This is a genomic window from Marnyiella aurantia, from assembly GCF_014041915.1.
Taxonomy (GTDB): Bacteria; Bacteroidota; Bacteroidia; order Flavobacteriales; family Weeksellaceae; genus Marnyiella; species Marnyiella aurantia.
In genome coordinates, this window is the sequence record NZ_CP059472.1 from 806,077 (window position 1) to 824,593 (window position 18,517).

The 18,517-nt window shown below is 43.7% G+C and carries 17 protein-coding genes; 11 read left to right on the forward strand and 6 right to left on the reverse strand.

What is annotated here, in order from left to right:
- Positions 1 to 12 precede the first annotated feature (12 nt).
- From H1R16_RS03615 to H1R16_RS03630, 4 genes are all read left to right on the forward strand, one after another.
- Entirely contained in the window at positions 13 to 1,350 is a 1,338-nt protein-coding gene (locus tag H1R16_RS03615) for an Nramp family divalent metal transporter (RefSeq protein WP_181887451.1), read from the forward strand.
- Between the two features lie 119 nt (positions 1,351 to 1,469).
- Complete coding sequence (locus H1R16_RS03620) at positions 1,470 to 2,009, forward strand: nucleotide exchange factor GrpE (RefSeq protein ID WP_181887452.1); 540 nt, start codon at positions 1,470 to 1,472, stop codon at positions 2,007 to 2,009.
- A gap of 73 nt (positions 2,010 to 2,082) precedes the next feature.
- The gene (dnaJ, locus tag H1R16_RS03625; protein WP_181887453.1) at positions 2,083 to 3,207 is read left to right on the forward strand and encodes a molecular chaperone DnaJ; all 1,125 of its coding nucleotides are present in this window, start codon (positions 2,083 to 2,085) and stop codon (positions 3,205 to 3,207) included.
- An 81-nt stretch (positions 3,208 to 3,288) separates the two neighbouring features.
- A complete protein-coding gene (locus H1R16_RS03630; protein WP_181887454.1) occupies positions 3,289 to 4,152 on the forward strand; it encodes an alpha/beta hydrolase in 864 nt (287 codons plus the stop codon).
- Positions 4,153 to 4,176: 24 nt separating this feature from the next.
- Here H1R16_RS03630 and H1R16_RS03635 read toward each other — a convergent pair whose 3' ends face one another.
- From H1R16_RS03635 to H1R16_RS03645, 3 genes are all read right to left on the reverse strand, one after another.
- Positions 4,177 to 4,869 carry a DedA family protein gene (locus tag H1R16_RS03635; protein WP_181887455.1) on the reverse strand — a complete coding sequence of 231 codons (693 nt, stop codon included), beginning with the start codon at positions 4,867 to 4,869 and terminating at the stop codon, positions 4,177 to 4,179.
- Positions 4,870 to 4,934: 65 nt separating this feature from the next.
- Positions 4,935 to 6,047, reverse strand: coding sequence for a peptide chain release factor 2 (gene prfB / locus H1R16_RS03640; protein WP_181887456.1), 1,113 nt, complete (start codon positions 6,045 to 6,047; stop codon positions 4,935 to 4,937).
- A 150-nt stretch (positions 6,048 to 6,197) separates the two neighbouring features.
- The gene (locus tag H1R16_RS03645) at positions 6,198 to 7,550 is read right to left on the reverse strand and encodes an AAA family ATPase (RefSeq protein WP_181887457.1); all 1,353 of its coding nucleotides are present in this window, start codon (positions 7,548 to 7,550) and stop codon (positions 6,198 to 6,200) included.
- A gap of 272 nt (positions 7,551 to 7,822) precedes the next feature.
- Here H1R16_RS03645 and alaS point away from each other — a divergent pair, with 272 nt between their 5' ends.
- The gene (alaS, locus tag H1R16_RS03650; protein ID WP_181887458.1) at positions 7,823 to 10,480 is read left to right on the forward strand and encodes an alanine--tRNA ligase; all 2,658 of its coding nucleotides are present in this window, start codon (positions 7,823 to 7,825) and stop codon (positions 10,478 to 10,480) included.
- 54 nt (positions 10,481 to 10,534) lie between these two features.
- On the opposite strand, the gene H1R16_RS03655 is transcribed toward alaS, so the two are convergent.
- Positions 10,535 to 11,134: a DUF5715 family protein gene (locus tag H1R16_RS03655; protein ID WP_181887459.1), complete on the reverse strand. Its 600-nt coding sequence runs from the start codon at positions 11,132 to 11,134 to the stop codon at positions 10,535 to 10,537.
- 97 nt (positions 11,135 to 11,231) lie between these two features.
- Between H1R16_RS03655 and H1R16_RS03660 the strand changes: the two genes are divergently transcribed.
- Positions 11,232 to 13,670: a hypothetical protein gene (locus tag H1R16_RS03660; protein ID WP_181887460.1), complete on the forward strand. Its 2,439-nt coding sequence runs from the start codon at positions 11,232 to 11,234 to the stop codon at positions 13,668 to 13,670.
- Positions 13,671 to 13,713: 43 nt separating this feature from the next.
- Positions 13,714 to 13,950 carry a hypothetical protein gene (locus tag H1R16_RS03665; protein WP_181887461.1) on the forward strand — a complete coding sequence of 79 codons (237 nt, stop codon included), beginning with the start codon at positions 13,714 to 13,716 and terminating at the stop codon, positions 13,948 to 13,950.
- Here the strand turns inward: H1R16_RS03665 and folP are convergent.
- Positions 13,947 to 14,792, reverse strand: a complete 846-nt coding sequence (gene folP / locus H1R16_RS03670) for a dihydropteroate synthase (protein ID WP_228451091.1) — start codon at positions 14,790 to 14,792, stop codon at positions 13,947 to 13,949. The two genes, H1R16_RS03665 and folP, sit on opposite strands and share 4 nt — an antisense overlap.
- A 77-nt stretch (positions 14,793 to 14,869) precedes the next feature.
- Between folP and H1R16_RS03675 the strand changes: the two genes are divergently transcribed.
- Genes H1R16_RS03675 through tpiA form a run of 4 tightly spaced genes read left to right on the forward strand, consistent with a single transcriptional unit; the run spans position 14,870 to position 17,702 of the window.
- Positions 14,870 to 15,436, forward strand: coding sequence for a DUF1599 domain-containing protein (locus tag H1R16_RS03675; RefSeq protein ID WP_181887462.1), 567 nt, complete (start codon positions 14,870 to 14,872; stop codon positions 15,434 to 15,436).
- A 5-nt stretch (positions 15,437 to 15,441) separates the two neighbouring features.
- On the forward strand, positions 15,442 to 16,536 hold the full coding sequence (locus tag H1R16_RS03680) for a BT_3928 family protein (protein WP_181887463.1): 1,095 nt from the start codon (positions 15,442 to 15,444) through the stop codon (positions 16,534 to 16,536).
- A gap of 38 nt (positions 16,537 to 16,574) precedes the next feature.
- Complete coding sequence (locus H1R16_RS03685; protein ID WP_181887464.1) at positions 16,575 to 16,922, forward strand: tellurite resistance TerB family protein; 348 nt, start codon at positions 16,575 to 16,577, stop codon at positions 16,920 to 16,922.
- A gap of 18 nt (positions 16,923 to 16,940) precedes the next feature.
- A complete protein-coding gene (gene tpiA, locus H1R16_RS03690; RefSeq protein WP_181887465.1) occupies positions 16,941 to 17,702 on the forward strand; it encodes a triose-phosphate isomerase in 762 nt (253 codons plus the stop codon).
- 79 nt (positions 17,703 to 17,781) lie between these two features.
- Here tpiA and clpP read toward each other — a convergent pair whose 3' ends face one another.
- Positions 17,782 to 18,465, reverse strand: a complete 684-nt coding sequence (gene clpP / locus H1R16_RS03695; RefSeq protein WP_181887466.1) for an ATP-dependent Clp endopeptidase proteolytic subunit ClpP — start codon at positions 18,463 to 18,465, stop codon at positions 17,782 to 17,784.
- Positions 18,466 to 18,517 lie beyond the last annotated feature (52 nt).

Here is an 18,517-nt window from a genome sequence, read left to right on the forward strand (position 1 = left end):
AACAAGAACGAAATGTTTTTCAACTCAAATCCAAAAGCCTGGCGACGGGAGCGCTCAGCCGACTCGTTGCCTGAGGTATTTTCCAGCATCAACATTCCTAAGAATGCCGGTTTTTGGCGAAAGCTGATGGCCTTCACGGGCCCAGGAATGATGGTTGCCGTGGGATATATGGATCCGGGCAATTGGGCCACCGATATTGCAGGAGGTGCCCAGTTTGGATACACGCTTCTGTCTGTCATTCTGATTTCCAATATTTTTGCGATCATCCTTCAGCACCTTTCTCTAAAATTGGGAATAGTAGCCGAAAGGGATCTTGCGCAAGCGTGTAGAGACCACTTCAGTCCTACTGTAAATTTTATACTTTGGGTTCTGTGTGAGATTGCTATCGCTGCATGTGACCTTGCTGAAGTGATAGGTTCAGCCATAGCTCTTAATCTCCTGTTTGGCATTCCACTTACCTGGGGTGTAGTAATCACAGTTGTTGACGTCTTTTTAATTTTATTCCTCCAGGCCAAAGGCTTCCGCGTGATCGAAAGTATTGTAGCAGGACTTATCTTCATTATTTTAGGCTGTTTTGCTTATGAGATTATCCTTAGCAAACCAGATATTTTTCCAATTCTGAGTGGACTTGTACCGCAAAAAGAGGTTATAACAAATCCTTCCATGCTGTACATTGCCATAGGTATCCTTGGCGCCACGGTCATGCCGCATAACCTGTACCTGCACAGCAGCATTGTTCAGACCAGAAACTACGAGCGGACTTCTGAAGGTAAAAAGGAAGCCATAAAATTTGCTACAATAGACAGTACAGTAGCATTGCTACTGGCCTTCTTCATCAATGCAGCCATCCTTATTGTGGCAGCGGCAACGTTCCATACCACCGGAAACCGTGACGTGGCCGACATCCATGACGCGCACAAAATGCTTGCTCCAATTCTGGGGACTACCCTGGCCAGTATATTTTTTGCTGTAGCGCTATTGGCCTCCGGGCAGAACTCAACATTAACAGGAACGTTAGCAGGACAGATCGTAATGGAAGGTTTTCTGAATATCAGGCTCAAACCCTGGCTGCGGCGGTTGGTTACAAGGTTGATCGCCGTTATTCCTGCGCTGATAGTGACCATCATTTACGGAGAGCGCGGAACCACAGACCTGCTCCTTTTAAGCCAGGTAATCCTGTCTATGCAACTGAGTTTTGCAGTAGTACCTCTTGTTATGTTTACAGGTTCCAAATTGAAAATGGGCGAATTTGCGAATAAACTTTGGCTTAAAATCCTGATTTGGATCATCGCCTTTATCATTATAATCCTGAATCTTTATTTGCTTTATGAAACATTCTTTATGGGCTGAATTTCTTTCTGAAGAATTTCAACAGTAAGGCCGATTAAGGATTTACAAATCCTGCCGAATTGTCCTCTAAGTACCTTTGGCAATATCTTTGTGAATCCGATGGTATAAATTTTAAAAATATGTCGGAAAACGAAGATATTCAGAAGGAAGTGCTTAATGAAGCTGAGGAGCAGAGTACTGAAAATACAGAACAGAACACTGAAAATGTGACAACGGAGAAAAATGCAGAAGAACTTTTGGCAGAAGAAAAAGACCGTTATATCCGTTTGTTTGCAGAATTTGAAAATTATAAGAAAAGAACTGCAAAGGAGAAAATGGATTATTTCCAGTTTGCAAATCAGGAAATGATGGTTTCTATGCTGGGTATCCTGGACGATTTCGAGCGCGCGCTTAAGGAAATGAGTAAAAGCGGTCTGGAAGCAGAGCTGCAGGGTGTAGAACTTATCTATCAGAAATTCCAGAACAGATTGTCCGAAAAAGGTCTTAAGCCTATGACCGTACAGGCTGGCGATAATTTTAATGTGGATTTCCATGAAGCCATAACCCAGATCCCTGCGCCTAGCGACGATTTGAAGGGTAAAATAGTCGACGTTATTGAAACAGGTTATACCCTCCACGATAAGGTAATACGTTTTGCAAAAGTAGTAACCGGAAACTAACAATCACACGGTTATATAAAAGCGGGCATAAGCCACAGCTGATTCTGTAACCGGAAGAAACATACAACAGAACATGTCTAAACGAGATTACTACGAAGTACTGGGAATATCCAAAGGTGCTTCGGCTGATGAAATAAAGAAAGCGTACCGCAAAATGGCTCTGAAATATCACCCGGATAAAAATCCTGGCGATAAGGAGGCTGAAGAAAAGTTTAAAGAAGCTGCAGAAGCCTACGAAGTACTTAGCGACGACAATAAAAAAGCACGTTACGACCAATACGGGCACGCCGGTATGGGCGGAGCCGGAGGATTCGGTGGTGGCTTTGGCGGCGGCGGAATGAATATGGAAGATATCTTCAGTCAGTTTGGAGATATTTTCGGCGGTCAGTTTGGTGGAGGCGGATTTGGCGGTGGTAGCGCACAGCGCCAACAGCTGCGTGGCAGCAACCTTCGCGTCAGGATCAAACTGAACCTGGAGGAAATGGTGAACGGAACGCAAAAGACCATCAAGGTTAAGAAAATGAAACTTGCACCGGGAGCCACCAGCAAAACATGCGGCACCTGTAACGGTAGCGGTGTGCAGGTGAAGGTCATGAATACGATGTTCGGCCAGATGCAGACCCAAACCCACTGCGGAACCTGCCAGGGAATCGGGAAAGTTGCCGATAAAATTCCGGCCGGAGCCAATTCACAGGGTCTTATTAAAGATGATGTAGAAGTAACGATTAACATTCCTGCCGGAGCCCGCGAGGGTATACAGCTTAACGTGAGAGGTAAAGGAAACGATGCACCTTTCGGTGGCACGCCTGGTGACCTGTTGGTGGTTGTAGAAGAAGAAACCGATTCAGCGATCAAACGTGAAGGAGACAATCTGCACCAGGAATTATACATTTCATTTGCTGAAGCTGCACTGGGAACTCAAAAGGAAATCCCTACAGTCGGCGGCAAAGTGAAGATTAAGGTGGACCCCGGCACACAATCCGGCAAAATTCTCCGCTTAAATGGCAAGGGACTGCCAAGTATTGACAGTTACGGTAAAGGTGATATGTTCGTGCATGTAAATGTATGGACACCTCAAAACCTTTCGGGAGAACAGCGCGAATTTTTTGAGAACCAACTTAAGCGCGGCGAAATGGTGGCAGAACCTTCGGGCAAGGAAAAAACATTTTTTGATAAGGTAAGAGATCTTTTCAACTGAAGTAAAATTAAGGAGGCCATAAGGTCTCTTTAATTTTTTACATGACATTTATTACTAGTTTTGTATTAATACTGTGGTAAAATGAATCGTTTAATACTTAGATATACCTTGGGCCTGATGACGGTAGGCACGCTGCTGTCCTGCAATAATAAGTATCGGGTATGGGTTGGGAATTACGGCGAGCAAAAAGTCCTGAACCTGCCGTATGGAATCCATAAAAAGCAGGTAATGGATATTTTCCTGCCAGCACAGTATATGCCGGGCAGTCCAACGGTTATGATTATTCATGGTGGCGCCTGGAAATATGGCCGCAAGGAGCATATGATCATGATTCAGAAATATCTGCATTACCATAAGATTCCAACCATAAATATTGATTACAGGCATGCCTCCACAAAGCACAGAATTACCTATAAGGAGCAGTTGGAAGATATCGCCCTGGCTCAAAAAAAGTTTAACACGCTGGCGCCGAAAGCAAATCTGAGGCCGGACAACTACATCCTGCTGGGCGAAAGCGCCGGTGCCCACCTGGCTCTGCTTTATGGTTACCAAAATCCTCAAAAGACTCAAAAGATCATCAGTCTGAGTGCCCCAACTGATTTTTACAGTTCAAAATACACCAGGTCACTGCACAGCTGGTACAGCGCACCGACTTTGCAAACGATGGTGGGCAGCAAATTCAGCCGTAAAAACATCTCACACAGTTTTAAGGAAGCCAGCCCCATTTATCATATATCGGATGTTCCTACACTTCTTTTTCATGGCGATTCAGATTATCTTGTAAACCGGAACCAGGCAATTACACTGGACTCCATGCTTTCGCGCAAAGGTGTGCCGCACAGGCTGATATATATGAAAAATACAGGTCACACCCCACGGTTTTTCAGCAAATATAAGCGGGACAGTATCATCTTGCCAGCCATTCTGGATTGGATAAAAAAATGACCCGCGGAAAGCAGGTCTTAATTTTTATTCAGGATTCTGAGGATCAAAGTCCGGGTCCTTATGCTTGTTGAAGAAAAACTTCATTACCAGCGGTAAAGTTGTTATAAGAACTATAACAAGGATGATCAGTTCCAGATGTGCCTTCAGGTCAATATCAAACTGTTCAATGAAAAGTTTATCCAGGTAATGTCCTGCAAAGATCAGCGAAAAGGACCAGAGAACGGCTCCCACAACATTATCAAAAAGGAACTTTCTCCTATCCATGTTCACAATTCCGGCCACAATGGGGGTAAATGTACGGACTACAGGAAGAAACCTTGCCATAATCACAGCCAGGGCACCATGTTGTTCAAAAAAATCATGTGCCTGTTTCAAATATTTCTTTTTGAAAAAGAAACTGTCTTCTCTTTTGTACAGTGAAGGTCCGGCCTTTCTGCCGAACCAGTAACCTACCTGGTTTCCGATAATAGCCGCAACAGCAATGCACGAGGCCAAAATTGTAGTATCAAGGAGATCATTACCGGTAGAACCGATACTTTCGTTCACAATTTCAACAGCATAAATTCCGGATACAAAAAGCAAACTGTCGCCCGGAAGGAAAAAACCTACAAAGAGACCTGTTTCTGCAAAGACGATGAACAAAATGAGCCAGAATCCGCCCATCTTTATATAAAATTCGGGGTTCAAAAGGTCCCGCCAGCTCTCAAAGTGTTCCATATTCGCAAAGATAATAAACGAGATGTTTTTTTGAGAATGTATGCGTTGTTAAAGTTTCCCAAAACTTAGAACGTCATGTCGTCATCAGAAATTGATGTACCATCAGCCATAAGGAAGGCTTTCAGGAAGGGGGTAATATTACCGTTCATCACACCATCTACGTCGGATGTCTCAAATCCCGACCGTACATCTTTCACAAGTTTATACGGATGCATCACATAATTGCGAATCTGGCTGCCCCACTCAATTTTCATTTTTCCGGCCTCGATTTCGTTCCGGGCCTTCATTCTTTCCTCAAGTTCCATTTCGTAAAGGCGCGAACGCAGCAGTTGCATCGCCTTTTCTTTATTCTGAAGCTGCGAACGGCTTTCGGAGTTTTCAATGATGATTCCAGTAGGTGCATGTCTTAGTCTTACTGCCGTCTCCACCTTGTTTACGTTCTGCCCACCCGCACCACTTGAGCGCATGGTCTCAAAGGAGATATCTGCCGGATTGATGTTGATCTCAATGGTATCATCTACGAGAGGATAAACGTACACCGACACAAAACTCGTATGGCGCTTAGCATTGGAGTCGAAAGGTGAGATGCGTACCAGGCGGTGCACGCCGTTCTCGCCGCGAAGGTAACCGAAGGCAAACTCGCCGTCAATTTCCAGTGTCACGGTTTTCACGCCGGCTACATCGCCTTCCTGAAAGTTAAGTTCCCGGAGTTTATAGCCCTGTTTCTCTGCCCACATTGTATACATACGCATAAGCATCGAAGCCCAGTCGCAGCTTTCTGTACCTCCGGCGCCGGCCGTGATCTGAAGTACTGCCGAAAGTTCATCGCCTTCATTGGAAAGCATATTTTTAAATTCCAGATCTTCAATTTTCTCTACGAGAGCCGGATAGGCTTCGTCCAGTTCCTTTTCTGAATCGGGATCTTCTTTAGCGAAATCAGCAAGAACCAGGATATCTTCAAATCTGCTGAAAATTTCTTCGTAATCATTCACCCATTTCTTGCGGGAGCGAAGTTGCTTCATGAAAACTTCTGCTTCCTTTGGATTGTCCCAAAATTCCGGCGAAACAGTTTTCTCTTCATCATTGGCTATTTCAATCTTCTTCTTCTCGATCTGCAGGTATTTATACAGGTCTTCAATTCTGGACTTTAGAGGCTTAAGTTGTTCTTGTGTAATCACAGGGGGAATTTAGGTGGGCAAATTTAAGATTTATTAAGCAAATCAGATATACCAATCCGGTATAACGCATAATTACTGGACCACTGTACGTAAAGTTGCTCTGAGCAATTGTACTACAGTATTAAAGGCATTGTGTGGCCGCATTGAGTACTATTTTTTCGGGTCGTCCGTATTATGGGTGAACCCGATTGTCTTCCTTGGTTTCTCTACGATTTTATAGCTGTTAAGTTCCTTACTGAGTTGCCGTACCCGTGTGGGGAAATCGTCGAAATTAGTATTGGAGACATCTATGATAAACTGTTCTATCCGGTCCAGATATTCATCGGTAAGTTTAACCCTTGCATCGCGCAATGCGCTGTTCAGCAGTTTGGTGTCCAGTTTCATACTTTCATTGCTGTCTTTCAGATACTGATTTCTGATCCTGATTTTAAGGCTTTGGGTAAAGTCCACGATCATGGTATTGCTGAAAACTTTCATCTGTGAAGCCACCTCAGTCCAAAATGGTCTGTGATCCGCCTTATTATTCCGCAAAATTTTCAAAAGAAGTGAATCTTCGGGTAGATTTTCGGTCATATGATAAAGTATCATTTCCGACCTTTCCCGTGCATTGGGCGGAAATACCGGTATCAGCACATCGAACCTGCCGGGTGCCAGTACCTCCTTGTCAATTAGTGACAGCGAGTTTGCGGAGCCTATCATCAATAAATCTTCTTCCTCAAACCGGCTTACAGAGTGCAGGATGATTTCCTTTGTAGCTTCATCACAGGAGTTCACCGACACTTTTTCACTGCGCTGCCGCATAATCTGGTCAAAATCATCCATAAAAAGAAGCACCTTTTCGTCCTTCATCATCTGGATCAGGAAATCGTTGAAACTGGTCTGCCGCCCGTCCACAAATGATGTACCCAGGTAATGCTTTTTTACTTCAGTGAATGTATAACCGATGATTTCGGCAATTTTATTGGCCCAGAAAATCTTTCCACTGCCCGGAGGGCCGTAAAGGATTATTCCCGCCGGCTTGTGTATACCCCAGTTCAGTATCTGTTCTTTGTTAATAAAAGGTTCCAGACTTCTGGATATGTAAAAGAAAAGATCCCGGTAGCCAATGAAATCCCGCTCCTTCAAACCGGATTTCTTACCGAAGTAATCATAGACAAACTTGTAATTACCACCCAGTTTATTGTCGATGCCAAAACTGGACACCGAAGAGCGGAAGATACCGTTGTCATACAGCTTTGGTTTTTCTTTTTTTATGATTTCCTCCACCTTTTCCTCAGGTTGGTTTATGGTTTGAGCAATATCACTAACCGACTTGCTGTGGTCCAGATCGGCCTGATACCGTTTCAGGAAATCTGCGTTTTCGCGTGCGAAACGCTCAAAGTCTGGTTTCACTTCCATTTGTGTAGACATACACTCCGAAAGTTCAAGATCGAAATCCTGGATAAATTTCATAAAGCTTTCGGTGGATATATTCAGGTCTTTTGCGAGTTCGTTGAGTTTCATACAGATTTGGTAAGATTACATAATATTCCTTTTTCTGATAAAGGTATGATTGAAAAAAGAAACTGTTCGCTTTGTCATGAGCAATTATTATTCCCTGACAGTTTCATGCTAACGTTGATAATGCACTTTTAAATTTTTATGGATACTGCTCTTTCCTGATGAAGCGGTACTGATTTTAGTTACTTTTCGCCGAAATATATAATATCTTCCTTAAATTTGCCATCTTACAAAAAAATGCCTGAGCCCATTGCTTTCAGCATAAATCCTAAACTATGACTTCACAAAAGATCCGCCAGCAGTTTTTAGATTTCTTTAATGCCAAAGGTCACCTAATCGTACCGTCAGCTCCAATTGTATTGAAAGACGACCCCACCCTGATGTTCTCTAACTCCGGGATGACCCAGTTCAAAGATTATTTCCTAGGTTACAAAGAACCTAAAGCTCCACGCATCGCTGATACTCAGAAATGTCTGCGCGTTTCGGGAAAGCATAATGATTTGGACGATGTAGGTCGTGACACTTACCACCATACGATGTTCGAGATGCTGGGAAACTGGTCTTTCGGAGACTATTTCAAAAAAGAAGCTATTGATTACGCCTGGGAACTGCTGACTGAGGTCTATAAGATTCCAAAGGAAAATCTGTACGTGACCATCTTTGAAGGCGATGCCACTGAAAATCTGGGCCGCGACCAGGATGCATATAATTTCTGGAAAGCGCATATTGACGAAAGCCGGATCATCAACGGAAATAAGAAAGATAACTTCTGGGAAATGGGCGAAAGCGGACCCTGCGGTCCCTGCTCCGAGATCCATGTAGACCTTAGAAGTGAAGAAGAGAAGGCTGCGGTTAACGCACTGGAACTTGTAAATAATGACCACCCTCAGGTTGTGGAGATCTGGAACCTCGTCTTCATGGAATTCAACCGTAAGGCAGACGGCAGCCTGGAGAAACTTCCGGCTCAGCATGTGGATACGGGCATGGGCTTCGAAAGGCTTTGTATGGCCCTGCAGGGAAAAAAATCCAATTACGACACCGATGTTTTCACGCCACTTATTGCTAAAGTGGAAGAAGTTTCCGGTAAAAAATATACAGGGGTACTAGAAGACGAAAAGGACATTGCCATCCGCGTACTTGTAGATCACATCCGTGCGGTTTCATTTGCGATTGCCGACGGACAGTTACCTTCTAACGGTGGCGCGGGTTACGTGATCCGCCGTATCCTGAGAAGGGCTATCTCCTACTCATACCGGTTTTTGGGCATGACGGAGCCATTCCTGTACCAGCTTGTTGCTGTTTTGAAAAACGAAATGGGCAACTTTTTCCCCGAAATGGAAAAACAGGAAAAACTGGTTACCGAAGTGATTCGCGAAGAAGAAACTTCCTTCCTGAAGACCATTGAACATGGGCTGAAGAGAATTGACCTCATCATAAACGAAACACTCAGCAGAAACGAGAAAACGCTCCCCGGCGCAGAAGTTTTTGAACTGTATGATACCTACGGCTTTCCGGCAGACCTTTCGCGCATCATCGCCGAAGAAAAAGGACTGACTGTAGACGAACCCGGCTTTGATGAGGAAATGACAAAACAAAAGCAGCGCTCCCGTAAATCATCAGCTCAGAAAGTGCATGACTGGGTGATTCTGGAAGAAAAACAGGAAGCTTTTGTGGGTTATGACCTAACTGAAACAGAAACATACATCACCCGCTACCGTAAAGTTGAAAACAAAGACGGTGAATTTTACCAGATTGTTTTGGCAAAATCACCATTCTATCCGGAAGGCGGTGGCCAGGTAGGCGATAAAGGCATACTTATACCAAGCTATACCGAAGGATTTGACATTTCTAATCCAAGCCTTACAGATGTCACCAGCTGTGCAGACCTTATTGAAGTACTGGAAACCAAAAAGGAAAATAACCTTATCGTTTCACTGATAAAAGAGCTGCCTAAAGACGCCGGAGCGGTTTTTTATGCGAAAGTTAATACTTCTGAAAGAAAAAACACCCAGGCCAACCACTCCGTAACGCATTTGCTGCATGAAGCCCTGCGTGAGGTTTTGGGCACGCACGTTGAACAGAAAGGTTCAAATGTAGGTCCGGACTATCTGCGTTTCGACTTTTCACACTTCTCAAAAATGAGTGAGGAGGAGATCGCTCTTGTAGAAGAGAAAGTAAATTCGAAAATAAAAGAAAATATCAGTCTGGAGGAATTCCGTGATATCCCGATTGCTGAGGCCATGGAAAAAGGCGCGATGGCTCTTTTTGGCGAAAAGTACGGCGACAGTGTACGTATGATCCAGTTCGGAACTTCCCGGGAACTTTGCGGAGGCACGCACGTGAGCAACACCAGCGAGATCGGACATTTTAAAATACAGAGCGAAAGTTCTACCGCTGCCGGCATCAGGAGGATTGAAGCTATTTCCGGCGACAGATCCGCGGAATATTTCCGAAATCTGGAAACACAAGTAAAGCAGATTTCAGCTTTGCTGAAGACCAAAGATCTGACTAAAGCAGTGGAAAAACTGCTGGAGGAAAACGCAGGTTTAAAATCCGAAGTGGAAAGCTATAAGAAAGAGAAAGCCAAAGGCGAAACTGCAAACTGGAAAAATGATTTCACTGTTGCGGGAGATAAGAAACTGCTTGTAAAAAAAGTATCCATGGACGCGGCCAGTGTAAAGGACATCGTATTCCAGCTTAAAAAGGAAACGGAAGATGCACTGATCGTAATTATTTCCGATGCAGGAGAAAAACCAATGATTACTGTTGGAGTTTCCCAGAATCTGGAAAGAAAATACCACGCCGGAAATATCGTGAAAGACCTTGCCAGAGAAATTCAGGGCGGCGGTGGCGGAAATCCCGGCTTCGCAACGGCCGGAGGTAAAGATATGAGCGGTCTGGAGCGTGCCTATGAAAAAGCTTTGGCACTATAAAACATAATTATCAACAAAGTTCCCGGTCACTGCCGGGAATTTTTAGTTGTGGTCTTAAGCCCTGACCGTTATATGATAGCAGTTTTGCTGCTTTTCTTTAATGAAGTAAATTTTGCCGGACTTTTCAAACTCTTTTAGTACATTTTCAAGTATTTTGTCCAGACGGCTGTTTACCGCCAGCCGGTCGTTGAAACGCACATATGAAATATCAAAGGAATTGCCGTAGTTATGCGAACTCAGTCCCACGCTTGCATTCGGATTAACCTTTCGGAGCCGGCACTGGTCTTCCAGCGTACGTGTCATAGAGGTCAGTGTAAGCGTACTGCCTTTACTTTTTGCGCTGAATTTTTTTGCGATTTCCTTTAGCGTATTTTTAGCTTCATGAACCAGAACAGGCTTACTGTGACTTAAATTTTGGATCCTGTACCCTTTCCCCAGCGATTTTACCGGAGATAGTTTACCATTCTGCTTGTATTTGGTAAGCGTTTTGGTATCTTTTAAAACTTTGATATTAAACTTCCTTGATGCCTGCAAATGCTTTTCATATACCGGATGGACTTTTGTCCGCAAAAGCTCATCCAGATTATAGCACTTTTGAGCCATAATAACCTGCGCAGAGCCTGTGAGCATTAACATCAGAAAGATTTTTTTCATGTACTGTCTTAAAAATACTGATAACGGAAATTTTTGCGATTTCTTATTTACTTTTGTCCGGAAACCGATGTTCCTAACCGAAACTTACATTATATAAATGAAAAATTATTTACTTATAATCCTGTGTTTATTACCGGCTCTGCACCTGGCACAGTCTAAAATCATGGTTTCAGAGACCGGCACAGAAGTACCGGTAAGGCGTGCCGCTGTACTTTGTAATGATCAGATTTTGGGCTATACCGATGCGAAGGGCGAACTTACATTCCGGACCAAATGCCGCCAGATCGACATTAAAGCGAGCGGTTACGATCGGGAAAATGCCGTTGTTGATAAGGTGATACAGGTGGGACTTTCCAAAACTGATCCGAATACAAAATCTATTGAAGAAGTAATAATCACCGATAAAAGTGATCCCCGCGCTCTTGCGATCCTGAAGCTGGTTAATGACAGTTATGCAGACAATATGCCCTCCAGCCTGGACTCGTACCGTTATAAATCATATGAAAAGATTTCGGTAGATATAGACGAAGACAGTCTGCAGTATTATAACCAGTCCCTCAGTTCCATGATGAAAATGATGGACCGTTTTTCCATGACAAAAAAGCAGCCTGAGGATACCGCTGTAACTGTAAAGGAAGTTTTTGCAAACAGCAAACTTTTCCTCTGGGAAAGAGCGCAGGAATTTCTGTACAGCAAAAAGTACGGCGAAAAGATAAACGTCCTGGATAACCGTGTTGCAGGCCTCAATGAGCCACTTTATGAACTGATGGCTGTACAGAGTAACCGTAACCGGATGCCAAAGGAAATCCGCGAGGAGAACCGTAACCTTTACCGTTATTTCCTCACCGATTCCATTGATATTGAAGGCCGGAAAAACTACGTGATCAGTTTTCGCGAGGTCACCTACCGCCAACCCGTTCAGCGCCGCAAATTTAACGGCTACCTATATGTTGATGCGGCAACTTACGGCTTGAAAAAGATTGAAAGCAACAGCAAAATTAAAAGCGACGGCACCATCACCAGCATCTGGCAACTCATATACGGCAAATGGTTCCTGCAGTCGGAGAACCTTAAAATGAAACTTACGAATATGAACATGGAGCCTGAATCCAAGGATAAAAGTAAGGCTAAGGTTAGTGACAGGTCTGCCGCACAAGATAAAACACCGGATAACTTCCGCACTTATGCATTTGTAACCTCTGCCTATTTTGATCACGAATCCCCAACCGATGATAAGGCAAGCGACTTCCGCGGATATACATTTTCAGTGAAAAATTCGGACGGCAGCCTGCTTCAGCAGTACAGAAAGGAACCCTTATCCTCCCGCGAACAGAATACTTATGAAGTGATAGACAGTTTGGGCCAAAAATACAATATTGACCGGAGAGCCGGGCAACTTGCGGGACTGGCGCGGGGAAAATTCCGCTACCGCCAGGTAGACTTTGATCTTGGAAAGCTTATCGGCTATAATTTATACGAGGGAATCCGATTGGGAATAGCTGCAAAACTGAACGAAAAGTTCAATCCTTACATTTCTCCTGATGCCTACATTGCATATGGCTTTAAGGACCGCGGAATTAAGTATGGTGCAGGTATTGACTTTACTACTTCACTGGAAAGAACATCAGTGATCCGTGCCGAATATTACAATGACGTAATGGCAGCCGGCCGCTTCAGCGAGAATTTCTGGGATTTCCGGATGAAACTGAACAACTCCGGCATCGCGATCAACAACGACCGTTTTTATCTGTTCGAAGGAGCAAAACTATCCTATGACTACGATGTTTCCAATTCAGTAAGTATGAAACTTGCTGTAAGAAGACAATCTGAGGAGTCTGCTTTTCCGTACAGCTACAAAGGTCTCGGAAATGAATTTGAAAACACCTCTGCGCTTCTGTCGCTCAAATTTTCCCCTTTCTCCAAAAACATCATGACGCCGCAGGGTAAATTCACCACAGAAAAAAAATACCCCGAACTTTTCCTTAACTATGAGCAGGCATTTGAAGCGTTGGGTGGCGATTTTTCGTTCGGAAAACTGGACATGCTCTTCAATCATAATTTCAAAAACCGGTTGGGCGTTACCGGAATCCGTATTTACGGAGGAATTATGCTCGGCGATGCACCCATCTGGCACCACTACACAATGAACGGGTTAGCCGGAAGCAGCAATTTCAAGTTTAATCTGACCTCCTATCTTGGATTTTCTACAATGAAGGGAGGCCAGTACTTTAACGACAAATTTATCGGGCAGTATTTCACTCACCGTATTCCCTGGTATTTCAAAAGCATCGGGCAAAACTCTTCCAGTTTCGATGTGATACACCGAAGCGTCATCGGAAATATGAAGGATCCTGAATTCCATCAGTTTGAGTTTAAGAAACTGGATCACCTGTATCAGGAAGTAGGACTGGAATGGAATAACTTCCTTTCAAGCTATTTTAACCTTGGACTCTTTTACCGGGTGGGCTACTACAATACGCCGAAATTTTCGGACAATTTTGCGGTACAGCTTAAATTCAAACTGCTTGGTTTCTAATTGACCGGTTGGCTGGGTACCACCAAATACCTATTTTTGCGGCATGAAGACTGTACAGATTAAAGCCACCGGATTTTTTGAAATGCTGAAGCTGCGGGATACACCAATGTGGGAAATTTTTTCCCAAATGATTGATGGTGAAGAAAAGGAACTTATTTTTCTTGATGATGAAGAAAAGGTGCTGTTCAGCTACGTTTTGCCGGACAGTCTGGAAAAACTGAACGCAGACAGAGAAAAATTCGCTCAGGAATATGCCGATAAGTTATCGGGCATGAACTAGTTGCGGAGAAACTGATCTACGGCTACTTTGGTTGCCGCAACATCATGAACCCTCAGGATGCTGGCCCCCTTTTCCAGAACTTTACGGTGCAACTGCTGAGTTTCCTCTGTGACCTCATTAGGTCCTTTTCCAAGCTGTTTGTAGATGAATGATTTGCGGGAAATCCCGATAAGCACAGGGAATTTTCCTAAGCCGATGTACTGGCTTTCATCCAGCAGTTTGTATTGGTCGGTGATACCCTTTCCAAATCCAAAGCCGGGATCCAGGATGATATCCTTCATCCCTGTTTTCAACAATTCATCTGCCTTTTCAAGCAGAAAACGGTTTACATCGCAGGTAATATCATCGTACTTTATTTTCTCGTGCATGCTGGCGTAATCCGGATTAACATGCATTAAAATATACGGCAGACCGGTTTTTAATACTGTTTCAATCATCTGACTGTCAAACTGGCCTGCAGAAATATCATTAACAATATCAATGCCCTCGTCAAAACCAAATTTCACCGTTTCGGCATAGAAAGTATCCAGAGAGATAAGCAGTTCCGGAAACTCAGATTTTATAAGGGAGATAATTTTGCCAAGCCTTTTAATCTCTTCTGCCGCGGTCAGAAAATCAGCCTTTGGCCGTGTAGACTGCGGTCCAATATCTATGATAGACGCTCCCTCCCCCATCATCTTCCCGGCATGAAGCAGCGCCGACTTTTCACTGTTAAATTTGCCCCCGTCGGAAAATGAATCCGGTGTCATATTCAGGATTCCCATAATGAGCGGTCGGGAAAGGTCTACAAGTTTACCGCGGCAGTTAATGCTGTGCGGCATGGCCGGAAGTGCAGTATTCATAGGGCAAAAGTAAAAAACTAAATGCGCAATCCAGCCACCTGAAAGCAATTTTGTATCTTTGAGGAGTTTAGAAAAAAATGGTAAATACCTCTCAACAGTTCATTTCCGTTATCCAATCCTGCAGAAACCTTTTCACTAAAAAACTTAGCGATTACGGACCTTCATTCCGGGTACTCAGGACACCGTCGCTCACGGATCAGATTTACATCAAAGTAAAAAGCCTCAGGAATTTCCAGACCAGCGGACTTTCAAAGGTAGGTGAAACTCAGGAAGAGAATTTCATTGCCATTGTGAACTATTCTGTTATCGGCCTAATCCAGCTTGAAAAAGGCGTAACCGATTCTCTGGACGAAGATACGGATGATATAATAACACTTTATGACCGGTTTACCGACAGCGCCCTGGCCCTGATGGAGAAAAAAAACCATGACTACGGCGAGGCGTGGAGAGAGATGCGGATTTCTTCAATTACCGATCTTATTTATCAGAAAGTGCTGCGCACCAAACAGATTGAGGATAACGGCGGGCAGACATTGGTTTCTGAAGGCCTGGATGCAAATTATTATGACATGCTGAACTACGCCGTCTTTGCTCTGATCAGACTTGAAGAACAAAACAGCAAAACAGAATTTACCTTAACCTAAAAATAATGAATTATTTCAGCCACTTACTGCGCATTGTTGTTGCTCTTATATTCCTGATTTCAGGTTTTGTAAAAGCCGTGGATGTTGTGGGCTTCTCGTTCAAACTGGAGGAATATTTTTCGCCGGCGGTTTTCAACATGCCGTTTTTGGAAAAACAGGCGCTTCCACTGGCCATCCTGGTTGTTGTTCTTGAGCTGGTTTTAGGCTTTATGCTTCTTCTTAAGACACGTCTGAAGTTTACACTTGCTGCCCTTACCGCACTGTGTGTCTTCTTCGGATTTCTGACATTCTATTCCGCCTATTTTAATGTGGTTACTGACTGCGGATGTTTTGGAGAAGCGCTCAAAATGCTGCCATGGCAAAGTTTCTGGAAAGACATTGCGCTTCTGGTTGGACTGCTGATTCTTTGGTGGATGTACCGCAATGAACTTGATGAACCGGAAGGTAAAAGTTCACCTAAAAATATAGCATTTTCTGTAGCGTCCCTGATAATGGTTTTTATTATCTACTGGGGTATAGCGCATGAACCTCTCGTGGATTTTCGCGATTACAGTATAGGAACCGATATCAACGCTGAAAGAAAAAAAATAGACGCGGATCCGTCTGTGTACAAGACGTTTTACACCCTGCTGAATACCCAAACTTCCGAAATAAAACAGGTAGACGACGGAGAATATATACTGGACAGAAAATATTGGGCAGAAGGCTCACCGTGGAAAATTCAGGAAGATAAAACCGAATCCAAACTGGTGAAAGAAGGCTACTCTTCCGAAATAGCTAAGTTCCGCATTGAAGATACAGGCGGGAACGACCTTACGGCACAGGTTTTGGAAGCTCCGCGAGCCATACTGATATTTTGCTACCATCCGGCACATGCAGATCCGGAGGTTATTGCAAAGGCCGAAAGCAAGGCCCTGGAGCAGCAAGGAACCTTTGTTTTGGGAGTTTCCACATCGCCGAAAACATTTAACAAGATATCAAACGGACTGATGGACGGCACCGCAATCAAGACAATTGCACGCAGCAATCCGTCCGTTCTTATCTTAAACAAAGGGAAAATTACTGACAAAAAGTCGGCTGAAGATTTCCTGAAAGATTAATTGCTGAACATTAATAATAAACTATAAAAATATACAAAATGCTAAAATCAAATAAGTCGATTGCCGGCTACCACCTTCTGATGATCCTGTCTGCCGTAGACAATGAATTTGCACCGGCAGAAGGCCTTAAAATTCAGGAATATCTGGCAGAGGAATTTCCTTTCCGTATGAACCTTGATGACGAATTGGATATTATCGCATCTTTAAGACCTGAAGAATGGAAAGATCACTTTGAATTCCATGCAAAATGTTTCCTGGACGACTCTACACCTGAAGAGCGGGAAAACTTTAAGGAATTTGCAAAATCTCTAATCAAAGCCGATGACGAGGTGAGCGAGAAAGAACATCAATTTTACAGCCTTTTAAAAAACCACTGGAATTCTTAAGTTTTAAAATTACCACTTATGAGAAAAAACATTGTTGCAGGAAACTGGAAAATGAACAAAAATGTAATTGAAGCGCAGCAACTTATGTTTCAATTACTGGAGTATAAAAAAAATAATGCAACCAACTGCGACGTATGGATCGCTCCGCCTTCCCTATACCTGATGATGGCCAGGGATCTTTACGAAAACAACGAAATCGGCGTTTTTGCACAGGATATGAGCGGGCAGGAAAGCGGTGCCTATACTGGTGAACTTTCTGCAGCCATGCTGGAGTCCATTGAAGCTACAGGAACCCTTGTAGGTCACTCGGAACGCAGACAATATCATGGTGAAACCGACGAGGCCTGTAATAAAAAAGTGAAGATGGCGCTGGATTTGGGACTGATTCCAATTTACTGTAACGGAGAAACTCTGGATCAGAGAAAATCCGGACAGCATCTGGATGTGGTGAAGAACCAAACAGAAGAAGCTCTTTTTACACTTTCGGCAGATGAGATTAAGAAAGTAGTTATTGCGTACGAACCGGTTTGGGCTATCGGTACCGGCGAAACTGCCAGCCCGGAACAGGCACAGGAAATCCATGCCCACATCAGAAGCCTGATTGCGGCAAAATACGGTCAGGAAGTTGCCGATGAGATTTCCATCCTTTATGGTGGATCTGTAAAACCGGACAATGCGAAAGAAATTTTCTCCCAGCCTGATATTGACGGAGGTCTTATTGGAGGTGCAGCTCTGAAAATGGATGATTTTGCGAAAATAATCGAGGGATTCAATTCCTAACCATTTCCTGAATACTGTAATAAAAATAATCCGTTTCAGATTACTGAAACGGATTATTTATTTGCATAAACCGGTGCTTTTACTTCTCAGTTTTTCTCTGAAGAACTTCGTCTACCATGCCGTATTCCTTGGCTTCAGTACTCGTCATCCAGTAATCACGGTCCGATGCTTTCTCCACCCATTCGTAAGTCTGTCCGGAATGCTCGGAAATAATGTCGTAAAGTTCCTTTTTCAGTTTAAGCATCTCCCGCAGGTTAATCTCCATATCCGAAGCAACACCCTGTGCTCCACCGCTTGGCTGGTGAATCATCACTCTGGAGTGCTTCAGGGCCGATCTTTTACCCTTCTCACCAGCAACTAGAAGTACCGCACCCATACTTGCGGCCATACCGGTACAGATGGTTGCAACATCAGGCTTGATTATCTGCATAGTATCGTAAATCCCCAAACCTGCATAAACACTGCCTCCCGGTGAGTTAATGTAGATCTGTATGTCTTTGGAAGCGTCAGAACTTTCCAGGAAAAGCAACTGTGCAGTTACGATATTAGCAACCTGATCGTCAATTCCGGTACCCAGGAAGATTATCCTGTCCATCATCAGTCTGGAGAAAACATCCATCTGAGCAACGTTCAGACGTCTTTCTTCCATAATATAAGGCGTAAGGTTAGTTGGATTAAACATACCCATATACTGATCGGTAGCCAAACCGCTGTTTCCCAAATGCTTTACCGAGAAATCCCTGAAATCTTTTTTAATATCCATATTTAATTTTTATTTTGTTAAAGTGATGCAGCATACGAGCCGCGGTACAGGA

What these genes read in the sequence shown, in the direction of transcription:
- H1R16_RS03615 (WP_181887451.1), top strand. Translation starts at nt 13, where the DNA reads ATGTTTTTCAACTCAAATCCAAAAGCCTGGCGACGGGAGCGCTCAGCC.
- H1R16_RS03620 (WP_181887452.1), top strand. Translation starts at nt 1,470, where the DNA reads ATGTCGGAAAACGAAGATATTCAGAAGGAAGTGCTTAATGAAGCTGAG.
- dnaJ (WP_181887453.1), top strand. Translation starts at nt 2,083, where the DNA reads ATGTCTAAACGAGATTACTACGAAGTACTGGGAATATCCAAAGGTGCT.
- H1R16_RS03630 (WP_181887454.1), top strand. Translation starts at nt 3,289, where the DNA reads ATGAATCGTTTAATACTTAGATATACCTTGGGCCTGATGACGGTAGGC.
- H1R16_RS03635 (WP_181887455.1), bottom strand. Translation starts at nt 4,869, where the DNA reads ATGGAACACTTTGAGAGCTGGCGGGACCTTTTGAACCCCGAATTTTAT.
- H1R16_RS03645 (WP_181887457.1), bottom strand. Translation starts at nt 7,550, where the DNA reads ATGAAACTCAACGAACTCGCAAAAGACCTGAATATATCCACCGAAAGC.
- alaS (WP_181887458.1), top strand. Translation starts at nt 7,823, where the DNA reads ATGACTTCACAAAAGATCCGCCAGCAGTTTTTAGATTTCTTTAATGCC.
- H1R16_RS03655 (WP_181887459.1), bottom strand. Translation starts at nt 11,134, where the DNA reads ATGAAAAAAATCTTTCTGATGTTAATGCTCACAGGCTCTGCGCAGGTT.
- H1R16_RS03660 (WP_181887460.1), top strand. Translation starts at nt 11,232, where the DNA reads ATGAAAAATTATTTACTTATAATCCTGTGTTTATTACCGGCTCTGCAC.
- H1R16_RS03665 (WP_181887461.1), top strand. Translation starts at nt 13,714, where the DNA reads ATGAAGACTGTACAGATTAAAGCCACCGGATTTTTTGAAATGCTGAAG.
- folP (WP_228451091.1), bottom strand. Translation starts at nt 14,792, where the DNA reads ATGAATACTGCACTTCCGGCCATGCCGCACAGCATTAACTGCCGCGGT.
- H1R16_RS03675 (WP_181887462.1), top strand. Translation starts at nt 14,870, where the DNA reads ATGGTAAATACCTCTCAACAGTTCATTTCCGTTATCCAATCCTGCAGA.
- H1R16_RS03680 (WP_181887463.1), top strand. Translation starts at nt 15,442, where the DNA reads ATGAATTATTTCAGCCACTTACTGCGCATTGTTGTTGCTCTTATATTC.
- H1R16_RS03685 (WP_181887464.1), top strand. Translation starts at nt 16,575, where the DNA reads ATGCTAAAATCAAATAAGTCGATTGCCGGCTACCACCTTCTGATGATC.
- tpiA (WP_181887465.1), top strand. Translation starts at nt 16,941, where the DNA reads ATGAGAAAAAACATTGTTGCAGGAAACTGGAAAATGAACAAAAATGTA.
- clpP (WP_181887466.1), bottom strand. Translation starts at nt 18,465, where the DNA reads ATGGATATTAAAAAAGATTTCAGGGATTTCTCGGTAAAGCATTTGGGA.